The sequence below is a fragment of the Liquorilactobacillus satsumensis DSM 16230 = JCM 12392 genome, from assembly GCF_001435195.1.
GTDB classification, from domain to species: Bacteria; Bacillota; Bacilli; order Lactobacillales; family Lactobacillaceae; genus Liquorilactobacillus; species Liquorilactobacillus satsumensis.
Genome location: NZ_AZFQ01000050.1, coordinates 35,486 through 54,482 on the forward strand (window position 1 = coordinate 35,486; position 18,997 = coordinate 54,482).

Sequence of the window (18,997 nt, forward strand, 5' to 3'; positions counted from 1 at the left end):
TCAAACTTCATTAATTATTTTAAGGTTAGCATAAAAAGAGAAGTGCGCCTAAAGATACGAATTTACTGAGAATATATTAGCGAAATAGTTTTATTGTAAATTTCTTTGAAAAGAGCGTGCACGGTTAATAAAAAAGCAAAAACTGTGTCGGAGCACTGCAGTTTTTGCTGAACTTTCGACTAGAGCGAAGAAAGTGGGACATCATGAGCCCGTTGATTATCAGCGGCGATGAACGTATAAATATGTTGAATTCTTTTAATGTAACGCGAAATATCAAATTTTAAGACCGTCTTTTTAACGGTGCTGTGGGCATAACGTCCGCGCAGATAATAGAGCTGTTTGCAGGCTGTACCAAAGGCCTGTTGGTCATTCATGGGAGTTAAGATCCCGTTATCTTTGTTGATAATATCAGCCGGTCCAGTGGGACAATCGGTTGAAATAATTGGTAAACCGTATGAGGCAGCCTCAATTATGACCATCGGGAACCCTTCGTACTTTGAACAGAGTAAGAGGCAATCAGCTTCAGTGATGAAATCCCATGGGTTAGGGACCCAACCGCGCCAATTAATGTGAGGTGCAATCTGAAGTTGTTTTGCGAGTGCTTTAGCTGCTGGTAGATCTTGACCTTTTCCAAAAATATCGAGCTTCCATGGGATATCTAAGTGAGCCATTGTCTCAAGGAGCATGCGAACATTTTTTTGGTCGTCTAACAATATTCTACCGATAAAGACTGCATGAAAGGGCTTCTGAGCAGCAGGAGTTTGAATAGTTTTTTTATTGACCGTTCGGATTGGATTATAGATTAAGAAGATTTTATGTGCTGGAACTCCCAGTGCCAGCAGTTGTTTTTGGATCCCGGTGCTGATCGCTAAATGGTATTCAGAAAAAGCGAGTTCTCTGCGTGCAAAAATATTTGACTCTGAGATTGACGTGTGTCCCCACGAGACTATTTTATAAGTCAAACTATATTTTTGCTTGAGCTCATACGCTAATTCGCATGCTTTCCCTTCAAGGCCGAGGACAATGTCTGGGTTACTGGCAAGTAAATTGGTTGTGACAAAGTCTCTTTGTATCTGGCGATTTTTTGAATGACAGATTTTGAGTTCATAACCAGAATCACGTGTGATCCATTGCAGCCATTCAGGGTTGCCACTTTCGGGAATCAAGACTTGATAATTATTTTCGAGATCTTCGTTTACAAGATGTGAAATCACCCTTTCAGTTCCCCCATGGCCTTCGAGGTACTGTGTTATTAATGTTATTTTCACGGTAATTCATCCTTTCGTTTTATGAAACCAACATTAATCTAAGATACTGAAGTGTTATTCTGTGATAATAATTGCAAATTGAAGCATAGCGTTTTCGCGCTTACTGCTCACCTTGCAGACTGAGATAGCTACAAGGACCGTTATTGCTATGAATAAGAATTATGTTATTTTGATAATAAAAAAATAACGCTTTAATAAGCTACAACAAAACAGATTTAAGCTGTTGTGCAAGCAGTCTTTTTACCAAAAGACATATTATACGTGCCCCCATTCAACACTTATTATAGTTCCAAGCAAGATCGGAATACAAATGGTTGCATTCTACTTTATAATATGAGGTTAAAAATAGAACTATATTTGTGGCTTTAAGGCTGTTGTTTTAGCGCTTTGCAAACTTTTAGATTTTTTTAAGACTAATAAAAGTAATAGGTCGGAAAAAAATAAGAGCAATAATTTATTGGATTGTGATTTTTTATACAATTTCAAAAGAAAATTTTCAGACTGAAAGTTGTAATCTTAGGAAATTATTATTAAGATGAACTAAATGGATTTCTCATTCTAGAAGGGATGAACAGCTATGAAAGCAGTTATTGGGGTACCGAGTGATCAACTCGTTGAGAATCAACCAAAAATACCTGGAAATTATCCGGTGTATGCACCGCATGATATCAAAGAAGCAGTTTTTGCCGCTGGTGGGCTTCCGCTGATTCTTCCGTTTCCAGATAAGCGAGAAGTGGCGGCTGAAACTGCTAAAGAATTGAGTACGTTGCTGGATGGACTACTTTTAGCTGGGGGCCCCGACGTTGATCCGCTCTTTTTTGATGAAGAACCACTTCCAGCGTTAGGGATGACATTGGCTGCCAAAGATTGGTTTGAGGGTGCGCTAATCAAAGAAATGCTGGCTGCCCATAAGCCGATCTTGGGAATCTGCCGTGGCATTCAAATCCTGAATGCTACTTTGGGTGGTACACTTTATCAGGATTTAAAAACGCAATACTCGGGGTATGCTGTCCAACATCGTCAAGCAGCACTGGGCCATTTGCCAACACATCATGTCTCTGTGGTACCTCAGAGTTATCTAGGCAAATTGTTAGGAACTAAATTGGTAGTCAACTCGCGCCACCATCAGGCAATCCGCACACTGGCACCTGGACTTAGTGCCACAGCGTTTGCAACTGATGGAGTGATCGAAGCATTGGAGTCAAAAGGACAAGAGGTCCTTGCAGTTCAGTGGCATCCCGAGAATCTGTGGCAAAACGATCCAGTTGAATTCAGATTGTTTACTGATTTTGTTAAGCGCGCTCAAAAAGACTGAAGCTAAAAAGAAGAATATGATGGTGATTAAAAAAGTGTCCAGAAAGGTGACTGATACAGATGAAAATCGGAGTAATCGGGTTGGGGGACAATGTCCAAAAGGCGTACTTGCCGACATTTGTCAAGATGTATAATACTGCTGAATTTATTTTTGCCAGTGATAATGCGCAGGTCCGCAGTGAATTAATGTCTAAGTATCATCTTTTAAAGATGGTCAGCAGCTTGGATGAATTGTTTGCTGCTGGCATAGAAGCGTGCTTTATTCATGTTCCTGCGCCATTGCGTTGCGAATTGACTCGGCGGTGTCTTGAAAAAGACATTCATGTTTTTGTGGACGGACCGCTTAGAAAACAACCGACAGAAGTCAAGCAGCTTCAAGAATTAGCATTGGCACATTCTAAAATATTTATGATTGGGTTTAATCGCAGATTTGCTCCACTTGTTGAGAGATTAAAGGAAACTCCAGCTAAACAAAGCCTTTTTTTGCAAAAAAATATTACCGTGAAGAGCCGAAATGTCGAAGAATTATTTTATAATGATTTTTTGCCGGTGCTGGATGCTGCGATCTATCTCTTGGATAGTGAGCTTAAGCGAACAATTCCCGTAATTAAGCAACGCGCAGGAAAATTGGAATCTGCAACTTTAATTCTTGAAACGGCTGCTACAACGGCAATTCTGACCATGAATTTTCAAAGTAAAGTTGCTTCAGAAATCTATGAGGTGACTAGCGAAAATGGAATCTCTATTTTAAATGAATTGACTTCCTTACGCCTGCTGCATGCAGAAAATGAGGAGCTTTTAGGCTTTGGCGATTGGGATTCTCCGCTTAAAAAAAGAGGTTATGAGCAGATGGTGCGGCTATTTGTCAATGCAGTTAAAAGTGAGACTTCTACTAATTTACGCCAAAAGAATATTCTGTTGAGTTACAAGTTATGTGCAGAAATGTTGCAAGAATATCAGCAACAAATTAAGTAGTTTTCACTGCCTAGGCGTCAGCCAGGCTCGAAATATTCAGGTATTAGAATAGTCTTTCCAGTAAACAGTTTTAATTTTATCTTTTTTTTGAGATAATTAGTAAAAGAAAAGGGTCTGGGGAGGTTATTTTTGTGCAAAAAAGAAATTGGTTTTTAATGATGTTTGCATTTGCAATTGGAATTTTTGTTTTTCCTGCGTTGTCAGTGCAAGCAGACAGCTATAAAATCAGTCATTATCATGCGCAAGTGGATATTCAAAAAAACGGAGATGCGGTGTTAACTCAGCGGGTCACGTACAATTTTAGCGGTAGTTTTCATGGAGTATATTATAATCAAGAACTTAAGGGCAATGCCGCTGTTTCAGATTTAAGGGTTGCGATCCAAGCTGGAACGCAGCAGCAAGTTTTACAGCAAGCTGAAAATGGCGAAAATAACACGTATCAAGCGACAAGTTCGAAAAATGAATTGAAATTAAAAATTTACCATACGGTTAAAAATCAGGAAGTTACCTTCATTTACCGCTATCGCTTGCATCAAGTGATTACTAATTATCGTGACACGGCAGAGCTGAACTGGAAGATAGTCGGTTCAAAGTGGGACACGGAATTAAATGACGTGCAACTTTTGATTCAATTACCCGCAACTAATGTGGAACAACTGCAGGCGTGGACACATGGTAATCTTGCTGGGACAACAACCGTGCAAAAAGACAAGGGCAGAGTTTTGATAAAACTTGCACAAAATCCCGCGGGACAGTACATTGAAAGCCATTTACTGTTTCCAACTGCTGTGACGTCACAAAATACAAATGTAGTTGATCAAAATGCTAAAACAAGAATTCAAAAGCAAGAAGCCCAACTGGCACAAGCTGCAAATAAAAAGCGTGCAGCCACTAAACGGCAAACGGCCTTAGTTCGAAATATTGTGCTGTTAGTGTATGCTTGCTTGTTTGTAGGCTGGCTAGTTTGGTTGGCAAGGCGCCGCGGGAATTTACGTGCTAAACTGGCACCAATTGTACATTCCTATGCGGTCCCACTATTTTCTGCAGAAGTAGCGCAAACAATTTTAAAAAAGAAAGCTCCGGATTCGGCTGCATTTAGTGCCTACTTACTGGAGCTTGCAGCTGCAAAGAAAATTGCAATTAAACCAATTAAGACTAAGAAAGAGGACTATGCAGTTGAGTTGCTGGATAAAACTCTTTTAGACCGTTATGACTTACTTCAGCTTCTTTTTAATGATGTCGGCGACGGGCAGCAGTTTCTTTTAAGTAAGTTGAAAAAATTCGGTAAGGGGCAATTAGCAGGACAAAAATTACAAGCAGCTTTTTCTGCTTGGCAAACAAAAGTCAGCTCTCAAGCTGAAGAGTTTGGTTTTAAGGATTTGGAGAATATTAAAGTGCGCAATTACATGTGGGCTTGGATGATTGGACTTTCACTTGTTGCCGTCCTAGCAGGCTTTTTAACATGGGGAACATGGGCAATTGGCGGAATTTTGCTCTCACTGGCAGCAGCTTATGTGCTGAGCTTTTTCTATGTCAAGCGGCGACCACCTTATTCACAAACTGGTTGGCGTGCGTATTATCAATTGTTATGTTTTCAAAAGATGCTTAAAGATATTGGCCGGTTTAATTTAAAAGAAGTTGGCGAATTGATTCTGTGGGAACAAATTTTACCTTATGCGGTTGCTTTTGGGCTTGCGGACAAAGTGATTGCAGCCTTGAAAACAAACTTCAATACCGCTGAATTGGAAACTGGATTTGGAATCTATTACCCGATAATTATTGCAGGAAATACTAACTTTGGGAGTGCTTTTAATACTAACTTTACGAGTGCTGTTGGGAATTACTCCTCTGCGACTGGTGGAACTGGCGGTTTTAGCGGTGGGTCTTCCGGTGGTTTTGGCGGCGGTTCCGGTGGCGGAGCATTTTAAAGCGAGCTTTAAGTAAAAATAGGAATTTAAAGTAAGCATTAAATTTGTTTAAATAAATAAGCTTAATGAACCCAAAGCAAAATAATTATTGTAAAGTCAAAGTAGCTTCTTTTACTTTTTTAGAAATAAAAAAACTGAGCAATGTTCAGCTAGTTGATTATGGGGCACGCAGTCTCTTTGTAAGCCGGGAATGCCTATCTTTTTGGCATTTTTTATATTAAAATACTCAGGTGTGGTCAAAGTGGGGCATGAATGAAAGAATTCACAAATTAACGAAAGAGAGTCAGAAATGTGTGGAAAACACGGAGGCGCTAATGATTAAAATAATGAACTTGTATGAGAAGTATAAAGCTGTGATTGCCTATCTTTTCTGGGGCGGAGTTACAACTGTTGTTAACATCGGAATCTTTGAAAGCTGGGTTTCTATGGGACTTAATTATCAGCTGGGAAACGTGGTGGCATGGTTTTTTTCTGTCCTAGTCGCCTATATTTCGAATAAGATCTGGGTCTTTACAACACCTTTTCGCAATATCCGGAGTTTGCTCAGTGAAATGTCATCTTTTTTCTTCTTTCGTTTATTGACATTAGTACTAGATGTGATCATTACAGGAATTGGAATTTCTTTGTTGAAGTGGGACACACTTCTCGTTAAAGTTTTAGATAATGTGATTGTAATTGTTGCAAACTATTTCTTTAGTAAATGGTATATTTTCAAGAAAACAGAATAAGCAAGCGGCGTTCTCACTGCTTGGAACTTGGGGTACACGCAACTAGAACGCTAATCTTAAGGGAATCGGATCAAGGGTTTAGACCCTGATCTGGTTCTTTTTTATTTGCCGATTTTTGCAATAATTAAGGCAATTATATGATTCTTGGTAGCTATTAGTAACGGGACGCAGTTATTTTGCAAGTCAAGAATAATTTTTCAAATACAAAAATGGTTTATGGTAGCTTGACCATGCCAGTAGTAGTTTATTTTAGTGCCTAAAGAAATTAGGACTAACAATAGTGCAAATTTGCTGGTTGCGGCATAATTTCGATTGAAGTATCTTTTTTCAAGTCAGCCTGAAAAAAGATGACTTAATAAATGATAACGATTACATTATTCTGGAGTTGTAAATAAATGATATGGAGGGTGTTTAGGATGACAGAAACGTGGTTAGGATTATCTAAGAAAGTATTTATTGTTACAGGGGGTTCTTCCGGAATTGGAGCAGCAATTGTGGATAAACTTTTGAGTTTAGGTGCAATTGTCTACAATGCTGATTTGAAAAATAATGAAAAAAAAGATGACGCTCTTTTCTTTGTACAAACAGATGTAACTGACGCCGAGGAAGTTAATGATTTGGTAGCTAAAGTGATTGCAACACAAGGAAGAATTGATGGCTTGGTAAACAATGCAGGAATAAATTTGCCACGGCTATTAGTAGATGCCCAGCAACCTCACAGCAAATTTGAATTTACGACTGCCGATTTTAACAAGATGTTTAGTGTAAATGTTAAAAGTGTTTTTTTAGTAGCTCAAGCAGTTGCACGTCAACTTGTAAAACAAAAAGAAGGCGTGATTGTCAATCTATCTTCTGAAGCAGGACTTGAAGGATCACAAGGTCAGAGCATTTATTCCGCGACTAAAGGAGCAATTAATGGATTAACCCGTTCTTGGGCTAAAGAGTTGGGTGAGTTCAATGTCCGGGTAGTAGGTGTTGCGCCTGGAATAATGGAAGCTACAGGGTTACGGACACTGGCATACGAAGAAGCGTTGGCTTATACTCGCCATAAAACAGTAGCCCAAATAAGAGCAGGCTACCGCAGTACGACAACAACACCTTTAGGCAGAAGTGGACATCTTTATGAAGTTGCGGATTTGGTAGCTTATTATCTGTCTAAAAGAGCGAGTTATATTACAGGTGTAACGACTAATATTGCAGGAGGAAAGTCAAGAGGTTAAGGGATTGATGAGATGAACGGAAGAGAATATCTGTTATTGAAGTATTTTATCGTTAATGATTCTGTATCTTTTTCAGAGTTGATTGCACAATTTCATGTGTCAAAGCGGACGATGCTGAAGTATATTGCCAGCTTAAATGACAATTTGCAGGAAATAGCCGAGGTCAGGAATAATCAAGGACGCTATTATCTGAAAGTCAAAGATTACCAGCGACTAACTTCCTTACAGACCTCTTTTCTGAAATTATCATTGGACCTGAATGACCCAGTTAAGCGGTGTGCATATATTACTTATCAACTAATCAAAGCAGATGGATACATTGTGCTTGAAGAGCTTGCAGATCAGCTTGCAATTAGCAAAGGAACTTTAGTTAAGGATCTTAGCAACCTTAAAGCGAGTTTAGCGGAATATAGAGCAGAGATCTTGTCTGCAACGAATAAGGGAATTAAATTGGTTGTGAAAAAGGATTACGTGTATGGGTTGTTACTGGCAGGTTTAGTCTGTGATTATTACCCGCTGCCGGAAGCAAGCGTTCAGACAGAGCAAACAAAATTAACCGCATTGATTGGAAAAATTGATCCAAGTGAAAAAACACAAGTTCTGGTAAAAAGAAATCTAGCGATTGTATTGAACTTGATTAGCCATGGGCATCGGATGACAGATAAAATTCCTTGCTATCAAAATCTTTTTGCCACTGATACAATGGCTGACTTATGGACTTACTTGAAGCAGATATCTCGGCAAAAACCATTTACGTCAACCGAATTGCAGTTTATCTGTTATCCATTCAATATTAAATTCAACGCAAAAATGGATCCACAGTTACTTTCAGCAAACTTAGACCAAATTGAGGATGTTTATCACAAAGCAGAAGAAACAATTAAAGCTAAAGTCGATGTTGAGCTTGATTTCCAGCATTTCTTTCTGCAAACCAGGTATCATTTGCTTTTTATGTTGAATCGGGTCGTCTTTAAAACAGAAGCTGAGAATTTGTTAAGTGATGAAGCGATTGAAAAATATCCGGTAGCACTTGAGCTTTCACTAGCGACAGTGGCATTTTTTGAAAATTACACTTTTTTTAGGATTTCCAAAAGTGAAGTTAACTATTTAACAATCTATTATCAAATGGAGCTCGAATAAGGTCGTGGAAAGCAGGTCGTCTTCAAAGCAGCAATCATTGGTGCAGTGAGTCGCAGTATTAAAAAATTAATTGTTCAACAGTTAAATGAAATAATTCTAGATTATGTTGAGGTTGATTCTTTCGATACAATCGAAGAACTCAAAAGGTCAAACGAGAAATACCTGATCATTTTTTCGAGTTACCCTGTAGGCTATGAGAATCAACGAGTACCAGTTGTACGTTTAAATAGTGTTTTTAGGACTGAAGAATTAACCAGCAAGATCAGAATTTCTTTTGTTGAAGATGCAATTCTCGAAAAAAAATGTATTTTGCGTGTGACGAGGTTAGATGCAAGCAAAGGGTATTTGCAGGAAACGCAAAGAATGATTCAACAAGAGATTACCATTGGACAGTTGAATCCAAGTTTCCGCAAAGCTTGGATTCAAAGAGAAAGACAGGCAAGTAATGTTTTTGAAAATGGAATTTCGATTCCACATATCGTAGATGATTCAGGACATAAGCGGATTTTATTAACGATTGGTATTTTTAATGAAGACACTTTCTATCAAAATAGGAAGGTTAGACTTGTTTTTTTGATTGGAATTCCCAAGAAGTTAGAACCGGTTTTGAGCAAGACGCTTTCGGAGGTGTATGATCTCATTTTTTCAATTTCACGTCATAGTGGTCTGTATAACAATTTATTGAATTACAAGCAGACACAGCCATTTTCACAGATTGCGGAGGGGATTTAGATGCTGATTATTATGGGACTTTTGCTGGCGGGTGCATTTATTTTACAAGGCTTGTTCGGCTTTTTCCAAATTAAAAATTTTACCAGAAATTATCACGAGTTACGTAAACAAGGAAAAGTCTTGATTGGGCGTAATCCTAAGAAGTTCAGGGCAGGCAGTTTGATATTAATGGCACTTGATGGCACAGGCAAAATCAAGGAAGCACGTATTATGAAAGGAGTTACTGTTTTTGCCAAGTTCAAAAAAATTGGTCGATTGCACGAAAAACAGCTGCAAGAAGTTGCTGCGGATTATGATTATCTAGCTGGATTTGACCGATTAACACGCAGATGTATACTAGATGCTTATCGGAATTATATTAATTTTCAAACTGGAAAAATGGAAGCTGGGGCATTTAACACTTCTGTTAACCTCTTTTCGTTGCCCCTGTTGGCACGCTTAAATGAAATTAAAAACAAGGTTTTGTTGAAGTTAGGCAGTTAAATTAAAGGAGTTGAAGACTATGGAGTATCTAACGAATTTTGCATCCGGTTTTATGAAACTATTTCAGACAGGTGGAAAAACTTTTATTGGATGGATGTCATCTATCATTCCAGTTGTTTTGTTATTGCTGGTTCTAATGAACGCAATTATTGCCTTTGTGGGAGATAAAAAAATGGCCAAGCTAGCGCGGGCTTCTTCTAAGAATCCAATTACGCGTTACTTGATTTTGCCATTCGTTTCAGCTTTTATGCTGGGAAACCCAATGGCGCACTCAATGGGACGTTTTTTACCGGAGTATTATAAACCAAGCTGGTATGCTTCAATTGCACAATTTTGTCATACAAGTAACGGAGTTTTCCCACACATTAACCCTTCGGAATACTTCATTTGGCTAGGAATTGCACAGGGAATTCAGAAGTTGGGCTTGAATACGATGGATTTAGCCATTCGTTACTTGCTCGTTGGCTTAATAATGAACTTTATTGGTGGCTGGATCACAGATTTTACGACGGCTTATGTGTGCAAGCAACAGGGAATTACACTTTCTAAGCAAGTCGACATTAATTAAGTAAAATAAAGGACGGGGTGATTGAAATGGCAAAAAAGTATCGGAGTATTAAAGTTGTTAAAGGAGCTGGCGGCTGGGGTGGGCCCTTGACGATCACACCAACAGCACAGAAACACAAATTTATTTATGTAACTGGTGGTAACAAACCACCGATCGTGGACAAAATCGCTAAATTAACGGGGATGGAAGCGGTCAATGGTTTTAAAACCTCCATTCCAGATGAGGAAACTGCACTAGCGATTGTCGATTGTGGCGGTACGCTACGTTGTGGAATTTATCCTAAAAAGGGGATTCCAACGATTAACGTGTTACCGACTGGGAAAAGCGGACCATTAGCGCAATTTATGACAGAAAGTAACTATGTATCTAATGTTACTGTTGCACAAGTTATGTTAGCTGATGAGGCTGAAGTTGACCATGCAGCGACTGTAACTAGTGAGGACGGAGACAGTATTCCAATAAAACAGGAAAGTACAAAATTTGACAGTACTCAGACGTTGACACAACAGACACAAAATCCAGGACTACTTACTAAAATTGGCATTGGAGCTGGACGAGTAGTTGCAACGTTCAATCAGGCTGCTAAAGATGCCGTGCAGACGGTTATTAATACGATTATACCGTTCATGGCTTTCGTTGCATTATTAATTGGCATTATTAACGGTTCCGGAATTGGTAAGCTATTTGCAAGTGTTATGGAGCCTTTAGCGGGAAATATTTGGGGGTTAATGATTCTTGGTTTTATCTGCTCTTTGCCTTTTTTGTCCCCATTATTGGGTCCGGGAGCAGTGATTGGTCAAGTTATCGGAACTTTGATCGGAGTTGAGATTAGCAAGGGAAATATTCCACCGCAATACGCTCTTCCGGCTTTATTTGCAATTAATACCCAAAATGGCTGTGATTTTATTCCAGTTGGACTAGGCTTAGCAGAAGCAGATGCTAAAACAGTTGAAGTTGGAGTGCCTTCTGTGCTGTATAGTCGCTTTATTAATGGTGTTCCGCGTGTATTTATTGCATGGCTTGCAAGTTTTGGATTATATTCAGGAAAATAAGCTATTCTCGGGGTGAATTCTAATGAGTGAGAAAAAAATTTTTGAAACGAATGTTGTTGAAATTGGGGAGGAAGCACGCGAATTCAAGGAAATTAAGATGCTGATTTTGTTTGGAGACCAAGCACCTGACGCCTTACGCCCTTCTTGTTATTTAATCAACGTTGAACCTGTTCAGGGAAAGATTGAACCTGACATGTTTTTAAAGATTGATACTAATAAGTACAGGATTACCGCTGTAGGGCAAGAAGTACAATCTAATCTTGCAAATTTAGGGCATATTGCGATTAGTTTTACAGGCGAAAAGCAGGCGAAGCTACCGGGAACACTGTATGTTGAGAAAAATGAGTATCCTGTGCTTGCAGTCAATTCAAAAATTATGATTGAAAAAGAATGAAATCTGCCGCAATTTAGGCAAGTGTAATGAACATAATTAACTTAAAAAGTTGGGTTACGTAACCCGGCTTTTTTTGTTTGGAAATATTTACATAAAAATTACATAAAATTGGCATGATAGTAGTGAAAGGCACTTAATGAAGAACCGATATTAGCTAGTGGAAGTGTGAAATCTATGCTGGTATAAGGAGAATCAATTTTATGTGGGTAAAATTAGAAAAGCTCAAGAATAGTTGTTGGCAAAGATTCAGAAGGAAGAAGCACAAACTGAACTTTTTTTCAAAAGTCCGCTTTAAGATTAGCGGGAAAAGCATCGGGACCTATGTTGCACTGTTAATTATTGCAGTAGCTTTTATTTCTATTCTAGGAATGTTACTCAGTTCATATTTAAATACGACGAATATTCTAATTTCACGTAACAACGCTAGCAAAAAATCAGCGGTTGAGGTAATCAATACTGAACAACAGTCAATTCATGATACTGCACAAAAAGCACTTGTAGGCATGCTGCAACAACCGGAATTTAAAGAGGAGTTCAAGCTGGATGCAATTTATGCATTAATACGTGCGGCGGAGAATGAGAACGGGGTAATAAAAAATGCCATCTTTACAACTGCAGACGGTAAATATGTGACTAATAACGATAAATTGGACGTGCATTATGCGCCGACAAAGCAAACGTGGTATCAAGAGGCTGTGAAAAAAGAGGGAGTTTTGAGTTGGAGTAGTCCTTATAAGGATCCGACTAGCCAACAATATGTAACCAGTGTTTCCGAAGCTGTCAGAGATGCAACTGGCAAACTTGGGGTATTATCGTTTAACATTTCCTATAATGACATTCAGGCGAACTTGGACCAGATGCAGATTGGACGCACTGGCACTGCAACCTTGATCTCAAAAAAAGGGATTGTGCTAGCAGCAACTGATCACAAGCTGGTAGGCAAAAATATCAGTTCAATGGCAGTCTTTAAGGCAATTGCACACAATAAAGCAAATGCGGGAAATGTCCTTCCCAAAGGAGGTTCACGAGTTGAAACCATTTATTATACTAAAGGAAATGGAGCTCAAATGTGGACGTTGGCTCAGGTACAAAGGGACGAATTAACGCCTGAAATAATGTCTTTAATAAGTGAGTCTTTGATTGCAGCCTTAGTCGTGTTGCTGATCGGGATTGGAATTGCAACGGCGGTAACGCGCTTGTTAAAGATAACCGCTGCGATCTTTGTGCATTTTTTGGCAGAAGCTGGCAACGGGCACTTGGTAAAAATAGAAGAGCATAAAGTTCCACGTAAGAAAAGAGTTGGAAAATTGACTGCACACCTGATAAAAAGCGATGCTGCTGGTAACGAATTACAGCAAGTTATTTTTCATTACAACAAAATGATTATGACAATTGGAGCTTTGATCTTAGGTATTCAAAAAGAAGGAGCTAATGTCTCACAAAGAACAGCTGCGTTAGTAGCATTATCACAACAGACAAACGCTGCAACTGAAGAAGTTACCAAGACAATTACTGCGGTTGCACAAACAACCAGTGAACAGGCTAAGAAAACGCAGCGCAGCGGAGAACAGATCCAACAGCTTTCTCAAGTCGTAAATGCACTGGAAGGGAAGATGGCCACGATGAAGCACCAGTCAGCATTAACCACGCATGTTAATCAAGAAAATGTCAATGTAATGACGCGAGTAGAGCAAAATTGGGAGCAACAAATAGCCAGTCTTGAAACTCAGGTGCATGACATTAACAAGATGGATGCAAGTATTCAAGATATTAATAAGATTATCGGAGTAATTAACCGAATCACTGCCAAGACCAATCTACTAGCATTGAACGCTTCAATTGAAGCAGCCAGCGCAGGAGATGCAGGGCGCGGCTTTGCTGTGGTAGCAACTGAGATCAGAAAGTTAGCAGAGCAAAGTAAAGCATCGACCAAAGAGATTGCAACTAATGTTGAAAGTATTCAAGCACGTTCAAAACAGGTTGTCGCTGGTACGGCCAAAGCGCTCGCAGGTGGGGAGGTACAAACTGATTTAATCGGACAAGCGATCACTTCTTCGAACAAAGTGGTTACGACAATTGAACAGCTTTTGGCGGGAATTGCAGCGACTGCAACGCTAACCCAAAAAATCATTGACATTCAAAAGCAGGTTTCAGCTAATCTTGCTGATATTTCGGCTGCAACTGAAGAAAATGCGGCGGGGACACAGGAAGTTTCGACTAATGCTGAAGAGGTCTTAGCAACGATGCAAGAATTTACCAAGCATGTCGCAGAATTACAGAAAATTGCAGCAAAACTAAAACAAAATTTAGTAGAAGGTTTTGTTGTTTAAGTGAAAGCCAATTACTAAATTACTAAATGCCAAGACGTCCACCGTGCACCTTGACCACATGGGATGTAATAATAAAAGCATCAGGATCAATATCGTGGATGGCACTCAACAAAGGCCCATAGCTTTGATTATCGACGACTAATAAGAGGAGCTCCTTTTGATTAGCACTGTATCCCCCGTGCACATCGTAAACAGTCAGACTCTGATCTGCAGCGAGCAGCATTTCTTGAAGTTCTGCAGTTTTAGTTTGGCTCATAATTTGGATCTGATATTTATGATCAAGGCCGGCCTCAATGTAGCGCATCACTAAAGAAGTAATTACAAGTGAAAAAACAGCCATAAAAAAGGCATTTAGACCTGAAACGAAAATATTGAAAAAAGTGACAACAAAATCAATTGCAAGTAACGAGATTGCCGTATTGATGTGGAAATATTTTTTTAAAATCAAAGGTGCGACAGTAGTTCCACCACTTGAGGCACTGATTCTGTATAACATTGCAATTCCAACTGCAAAAATCGCCCCGCCTGCAATAACAGCTAATAAAGGATCTGCGACAATCTTGAAACTCGGAGTGAGGTAAAGCAAGAGGGGAAGTAAGAAACTGCCTAAAGCGATTTTTTGGACCACTTGTCTGTCAAGAAAGACAGCCGCAAGAATAACCATTAGGGCATTGATAATCAGGACTGAAAAAGCAGGTGGAATTTTAAAGGAGGCATGCAATAAGATCGCAATTCCGGTTGATCCTCCAGCTGCGATGTTAATAGGTGAGTAGAAGAAGTTAATTGAAAGAGTAATAATTTCTAATGCAAGTAGTAAGATTCCTAATTGATACAGTGGATTTTTTGTTAACCTTCTTTTCATAATGAACTCCTTTCGACGTGGCTCATACAATTAAGTTTAACAAACCAGACCGTTTTGTTCTAATTATTAGACTAAAAAACTGACAACATTTTCACGACCTTTGAGAGTAAAAATGTTGTCAGTTTTTATTTTTATTAATGAGTTGCTTTAATCAAGCGTGCAATATTTTCCGCAGTCTGTGCGATGTCTGCGCGCCCATCGGCAAATGCAGCGGAAAGACTTTTGGCGCCAGAAACAGTTGCAAAAATTGCGGTGAAAATTCCTTTTTGATAAAGGACATCGACTTTTTCACCAACATTACCTGCTAAGGCAATGACTGGAGCATTCGGGGCCACGGTTCGAGTTGCAAGTGCGACTCCGAAGGGCGTTTTACCATATTGTGTCTGAAAGTCAATACCACCTTCACCAGTAAAAACGAAATCCGCATCAACTGCTTTTTCCTTTAAATGCGTGTAGTCCACGACAATTTCGATTCCCTTTTTTAGCTTGGCGTTTGTAAATGCTAACAAGCCAGCACCTAATCCACCAGCTGCGCCAGCCCCAGGGAATGCGGCTAGGTCTTTACCGGTTGCTTCTTGTACGATGCGAGCATAATGTGCCAGATTGTGATCTAATTGTGCTACCATGGCTGGTGTTGCTCCTTTTTGGGGACCAAAGACAGCAGAGGCACCTTGAGGCCCTACAAGTGGGTTTACTACGTCTGAAGCAATCAAAATATTGGTTGCCGCAATACGTGGGTCACGTTGACTAAGATCAATTGTGTGGAGTTTTTGGAGTGCACCTCCACCAAATTGAAGCGGCTGGCCATTGACATCAAGTAATTTAATCCCTAATGCTTGGGCCATTCCGGCACCACCATCATTTGTAGCACTGCCGCCGATCCCTAAGATGATTTTCGAAACTTGATGATCTAGTGCATCAAGGATAAGTTCTCCCGTGCCAAAAGTAGTCGCACGGAGCGGGTCACGAGTTTGTTCGGTGACATATCCAATCCCACTGGCTTCAGCCATTTCAATTACGGCGGTATTTCCATCTCCTAGTAAACCATAAGTTGCATTGACCTGCTTGCCCAGCGGACCAGTCACTTTTTTGGTGATCAAAGTTCCTTGACTGGCATCCACTAATGATTGAACGGTTCCTTCACCACCATCTGCCATTGGAACTTTAACAAAATTAGCGGTAGGGAAGACTTTTTGAATGCCGTTTTGAATTGCATCAGCGACTTCTTTTGCTGTTAGGCTTCCTTTGAAAGAATCTGGGGCGATAACGAATTTCATTTACTAATCCTCCATTAAAAGTATTTTAAAGGTGTAAGAAACCATACATTACTGTGGCCACCACCATTGCAGTTCCACCTACTAAAAATTCATAAAAGATTCCGCGTGAACGTTCTTTTAGATCCATATGCATGGCATTGGCTGTGACGTGAAAATAGTTACCATGTGGAAGCTGATCCAAAACGATTCCGCCAGTGTGGACCATCGCAGCGGCTGCTAATGGAGTGACTCCAAACCCAAGAATTGCTTTTGAAAAAGATCCGGTTGCAAGGATTACTCCAGTTGAAGTTGAAGCCGAAGCAGCAGCCATGAGCAGGCCGGATAACGGAGCAAGTAAGACACCGGAAATATGTGAAAGCTGAATTAATGAAATGATCTCAGCAGGTAAATTTGATGAAGTGATGGTTGCACCAATTGCACCTGCGCCTATCAAAATTAAGACGACGTCAGTCATTCTGCTGACACCGGCTTTGGCATAATTACGCAGCTGGTGTCCCTGTTTCATTGCAAGGGCACCCACGACTGCTGCAAAAGGAAGGACGTAAAGCGCGTCAAGGTTGAAACTCGTTAAAAAGGTCAGATGAAAAATTGATCCAAGCGGGTTGAGCAATAAAAGAACAATTGCCACAACGGGTGTGACTAGTGCTGATCCTAAAGAAGGCAAATCCTTATCTTTGCCAGCGGCAGTAAGATTTAAAAGATCATCTTCACGAACTTGACTACCTTTTTGCTTGATCAAATTAGCAATTAAGATTGTGACAGCTAAGGCAAAGAGAGCCGGAATGAAATCAGCGATCATTACTTGACTGAGTTCAACATTAAATCCCTTTGCAGCGGCAATCGTGTTGGGATTGGGCGAAATGATATTACCGGCTTTACCACCGCCTGAAAGGGCAACAAGTAAAGCTAATTTTGAAATTTTCATTCTTTGTCCAACTTCAAGCGCAATTGGTGCCACAATTAGAACTGCAACTGGAATGAAAACACCGACTGCTGTAATAACCATGGTTGCCAGTGCCAGTGCCAAAATTGCAAAATGGTCCCCCAACTTATTTACGATTGTGCGGGCAAGGGTATCAGCTGCGCCGGATTCCATCATGACACCTGCCAGCATTCCAGCAGCCAAGACACGTAAAACGGTGCCCATAACACTTTGAGAACCTTTAATTAAAATATCGAGTGTTTGAACAAGATTGGCGCCCCCCAGCAAGGAACCGCAAATTGCACCCAATAGCAGTGAGTAAACCGGGTTTAGTTTCTTTAAAATTAAGATAATAGCGACTGCTAGACCGCATAGAGCAGCCCACCAGGAAATAACAAGTGATGAATCCATAATAACCTCCAATTAATTGTGAAAAAATTAATAAATCGCACAACAACCATTGTAAAGAAAGTTGGTTTTAATTTCAATCTTTCTTTTAAATTAAATTTATTAATGGCTTAAAATACTTTTAAATCAAGATTATTCAAGAAAAAAGCAGGTTATCTGAAACTATCTTCCTTAAAAAAACTTAAAGTTCATTATTTCACACTTTTAAAAAATTAGGGAAATAAAATTGGTTCTGGTGCAAAAATTTTCAGACAACTCTATTTCGAGTATAACTAGCCTAAAAAGCGAGGTAGTTATGATGAAAAATTATTTTAAAGAGCGGCATTTCCAGAAAAGACATTATTTTGGTAGCCGTTGGCTGCTATTTCAGATTTTCATTGAGCTACGTGATATTGTTGAAATATTACGTGACCGTGGGATTACCATTCATCATACAACCATTATGCGCTGGGTTCACCATTACGGGCCACTATTCAAATTATTATGGCGGAACGTTAAAAGCCATTAAACAAGTGATTAAGGATGGATTATTGCCAACGGAGAATCACAAGTGCTCTAAATATCGTAATAATTTGATTGAACAAGATCATCGGCTAATTAAACATGTCTTGGTAAAATCAAGTGACTTTCAATCGCTACGAACGGCATTACAATCGTTAACCGAATTAGTAGCAAACTAGTATAGTAATGACTGTCAAAATGTGGTAAACAGGTTTCTTTATTATTTTGCACCGGAACCGTTGGAATAACAGCCAGTTTAATTCTGGAAGTCTTAATTGATTTCATACACTTTTCCTCATTTTACACATTAATTTACTTGTAAAGATTATTCAGCTGAAACTCTTTTAACATTTTGATAAATGCCTGGATTTCTTCATTGTTGTACTTAGAAATTACTTTTTTTCTTTTTTTAATTAAATTTCTATTCAATTGATTATCGGCTGCAACTATTTTTTTACCAAGCATCGTTAAAGAATATAACCTTTCTCTTTTGCTTTCAGGATTCACCTTTTTTTCAATTAGGTTAAATTTTTGCAGGCGTAATAAATTTTTTGAAAGCGTTCCTTGAAGTAATTTAACATTCTGATTAATTGTCACAGCGTTTATGTTGCTTGACTGATCTAGTTCATGAAGTATTATGAGATGTTTCTCTGACAAATGTAAAATGGCATGTTTTAAATGAATATTATTATCATTTGGAAGCTGATTTGCTAAATAGTCCATCCTTTTATTCCAATCGAATTGAGTAAATAGCTGGTTGATGATACTAAGTAATTCATTTGAATTCTCCATAAATATCGCCCCCTAAAGTAATTTATATAGTGTTCTTACAAGGATATAATATCAATTTCAAAAAAATCGTTTAAATTGTTAAAACAGTAATCATCACACAATT

Annotated in this window: 18 protein-coding genes and 1 pseudogene; 13 read left to right on the forward strand and 6 right to left on the reverse strand. The window is 39.1% G+C overall.

Annotation, left to right across the window (positions count from 1 at the left end; translation table 11 throughout):
• Nucleotides 1–179 precede the first annotated feature (179 nt).
• A complete protein-coding gene (locus FD50_RS08375) occupies nt 180–1,268 on the reverse strand; it encodes a glycosyltransferase (protein ID WP_054756265.1) in 1,089 nt (362 codons plus the stop codon).
• 577 nt (nt 1,269–1,845) lie between these two features.
• On the opposite strand from FD50_RS08375, the gene FD50_RS08380 reads away from it, so the two are divergent.
• The 12 genes from FD50_RS08380 to FD50_RS08435 all read left to right on the forward strand — a co-directional run bounded on the left by FD50_RS08380 (nt 1,846) and on the right by FD50_RS08435 (nt 14,132).
• Complete coding sequence (locus tag FD50_RS08380; RefSeq protein ID WP_056961127.1) at nt 1,846–2,583, forward strand: gamma-glutamyl-gamma-aminobutyrate hydrolase family protein; 738 nt, start codon at nt 1,846–1,848, stop codon at nt 2,581–2,583.
• A 59-nt stretch (nt 2,584–2,642) separates the two neighbouring features.
• Nucleotides 2,643–3,557 carry a Gfo/Idh/MocA family protein gene (locus FD50_RS08385; protein WP_056961128.1) on the forward strand — a complete coding sequence of 305 codons (915 nt, stop codon included), beginning with the start codon at nt 2,643–2,645 and terminating at the stop codon, nt 3,555–3,557.
• Nucleotides 3,558–3,688: 131 nt separating this feature from the next.
• Nucleotides 3,689–5,485, forward strand: coding sequence for a DUF2207 domain-containing protein (locus FD50_RS08390; RefSeq protein WP_056961129.1), 1,797 nt, complete (start codon nt 3,689–3,691; stop codon nt 5,483–5,485).
• A gap of 314 nt (nt 5,486–5,799) precedes the next feature.
• Entirely contained in the window at nt 5,800–6,213 is a 414-nt protein-coding gene (locus tag FD50_RS08395; RefSeq protein ID WP_056961130.1) for a GtrA family protein, read from the forward strand.
• Nucleotides 6,214–6,629: 416 nt separating this feature from the next.
• A complete protein-coding gene (locus FD50_RS08400; RefSeq protein WP_056961131.1) occupies nt 6,630–7,433 on the forward strand; it encodes an SDR family oxidoreductase in 804 nt (267 codons plus the stop codon).
• 12 nt (nt 7,434–7,445) lie between these two features.
• Complete coding sequence (locus tag FD50_RS08405) at nt 7,446–8,573, forward strand: BglG family transcription antiterminator (RefSeq protein ID WP_054756282.1); 1,128 nt, start codon at nt 7,446–7,448, stop codon at nt 8,571–8,573.
• Between the two features lie 45 nt (nt 8,574–8,618).
• Nucleotides 8,619–9,305: a PTS sugar transporter subunit IIA gene (locus FD50_RS08410; protein WP_056961132.1), complete on the forward strand. Its 687-nt coding sequence runs from the start codon at nt 8,619–8,621 to the stop codon at nt 9,303–9,305.
• Nucleotides 9,306–9,788, forward strand: a complete 483-nt coding sequence (locus FD50_RS08415) for a transcriptional regulator GutM (RefSeq protein ID WP_056961133.1) — start codon at nt 9,306–9,308, stop codon at nt 9,786–9,788.
• 19 nt (nt 9,789–9,807) lie between these two features.
• On the forward strand, nt 9,808–10,356 hold the full coding sequence (gene srlA / locus FD50_RS08420) for a PTS glucitol/sorbitol transporter subunit IIC (protein ID WP_054756285.1): 549 nt from the start codon (nt 9,808–9,810) through the stop codon (nt 10,354–10,356).
• A 26-nt stretch (nt 10,357–10,382) separates the two neighbouring features.
• Nucleotides 10,383–11,408 (forward strand): PTS glucitol/sorbitol transporter subunit IIB, encoded by a 1,026-nt coding sequence (gene srlE / locus FD50_RS08425; RefSeq protein ID WP_056961134.1) that lies wholly within the window; start codon nt 10,383–10,385, stop codon nt 11,406–11,408.
• A gap of 22 nt (nt 11,409–11,430) precedes the next feature.
• On the forward strand, nt 11,431–11,802 hold the full coding sequence (locus FD50_RS08430; RefSeq protein WP_267476079.1) for a PTS glucitol/sorbitol transporter subunit IIA: 372 nt from the start codon (nt 11,431–11,433) through the stop codon (nt 11,800–11,802).
• A gap of 200 nt (nt 11,803–12,002) precedes the next feature.
• Nucleotides 12,003–14,132 carry a methyl-accepting chemotaxis protein gene (locus FD50_RS08435; RefSeq protein ID WP_056961135.1) on the forward strand — a complete coding sequence of 710 codons (2,130 nt, stop codon included), beginning with the start codon at nt 12,003–12,005 and terminating at the stop codon, nt 14,130–14,132.
• Between the two features lie 22 nt (nt 14,133–14,154).
• Here FD50_RS08435 and FD50_RS08440 read toward each other — a convergent pair whose 3' ends face one another.
• From FD50_RS08440 to FD50_RS08450, 3 genes are all read right to left on the reverse strand, one after another.
• Nucleotides 14,155–14,994, reverse strand: coding sequence for a YitT family protein (locus FD50_RS08440; protein ID WP_056961136.1), 840 nt, complete (start codon nt 14,992–14,994; stop codon nt 14,155–14,157).
• Nucleotides 14,995–15,128: 134 nt separating this feature from the next.
• Nucleotides 15,129–16,271, reverse strand: a complete 1,143-nt coding sequence (locus FD50_RS08445; protein WP_056961137.1) for a glycerate kinase family protein — start codon at nt 16,269–16,271, stop codon at nt 15,129–15,131.
• Between the two features lie 25 nt (nt 16,272–16,296).
• Nucleotides 16,297–17,604, reverse strand: coding sequence for a GntP family permease (locus FD50_RS08450; RefSeq protein WP_056961138.1), 1,308 nt, complete (start codon nt 17,602–17,604; stop codon nt 16,297–16,299).
• A gap of 295 nt (nt 17,605–17,899) precedes the next feature.
• On the opposite strand from FD50_RS08450, the pseudogene FD50_RS12540 reads away from it, so the two are divergent.
• Nucleotides 17,900–18,263: pseudogene (locus tag FD50_RS12540) on the forward strand (DDE-type integrase/transposase/recombinase); the annotation flags it as partial.
• Here the strand turns inward: FD50_RS12540 and FD50_RS12825 are convergent.
• Together FD50_RS12825 and FD50_RS08460 are read right to left on the reverse strand one after the other, a co-directional pair.
• Nucleotides 18,199–18,387: a hypothetical protein gene (locus tag FD50_RS12825; protein WP_054756294.1), complete on the reverse strand. Its 189-nt coding sequence runs from the start codon at nt 18,385–18,387 to the stop codon at nt 18,199–18,201. The pseudogene FD50_RS12540 and the gene FD50_RS12825 sit on opposite strands and share 65 nt — an antisense overlap.
• A gap of 27 nt (nt 18,388–18,414) precedes the next feature.
• The gene (locus FD50_RS08460; protein ID WP_056961139.1) at nt 18,415–18,894 is read right to left on the reverse strand and encodes a helix-turn-helix domain-containing protein; all 480 of its coding nucleotides are present in this window, start codon (nt 18,892–18,894) and stop codon (nt 18,415–18,417) included.
• Between the last annotated feature and the right edge of the window lie 103 nt (nt 18,895–18,997).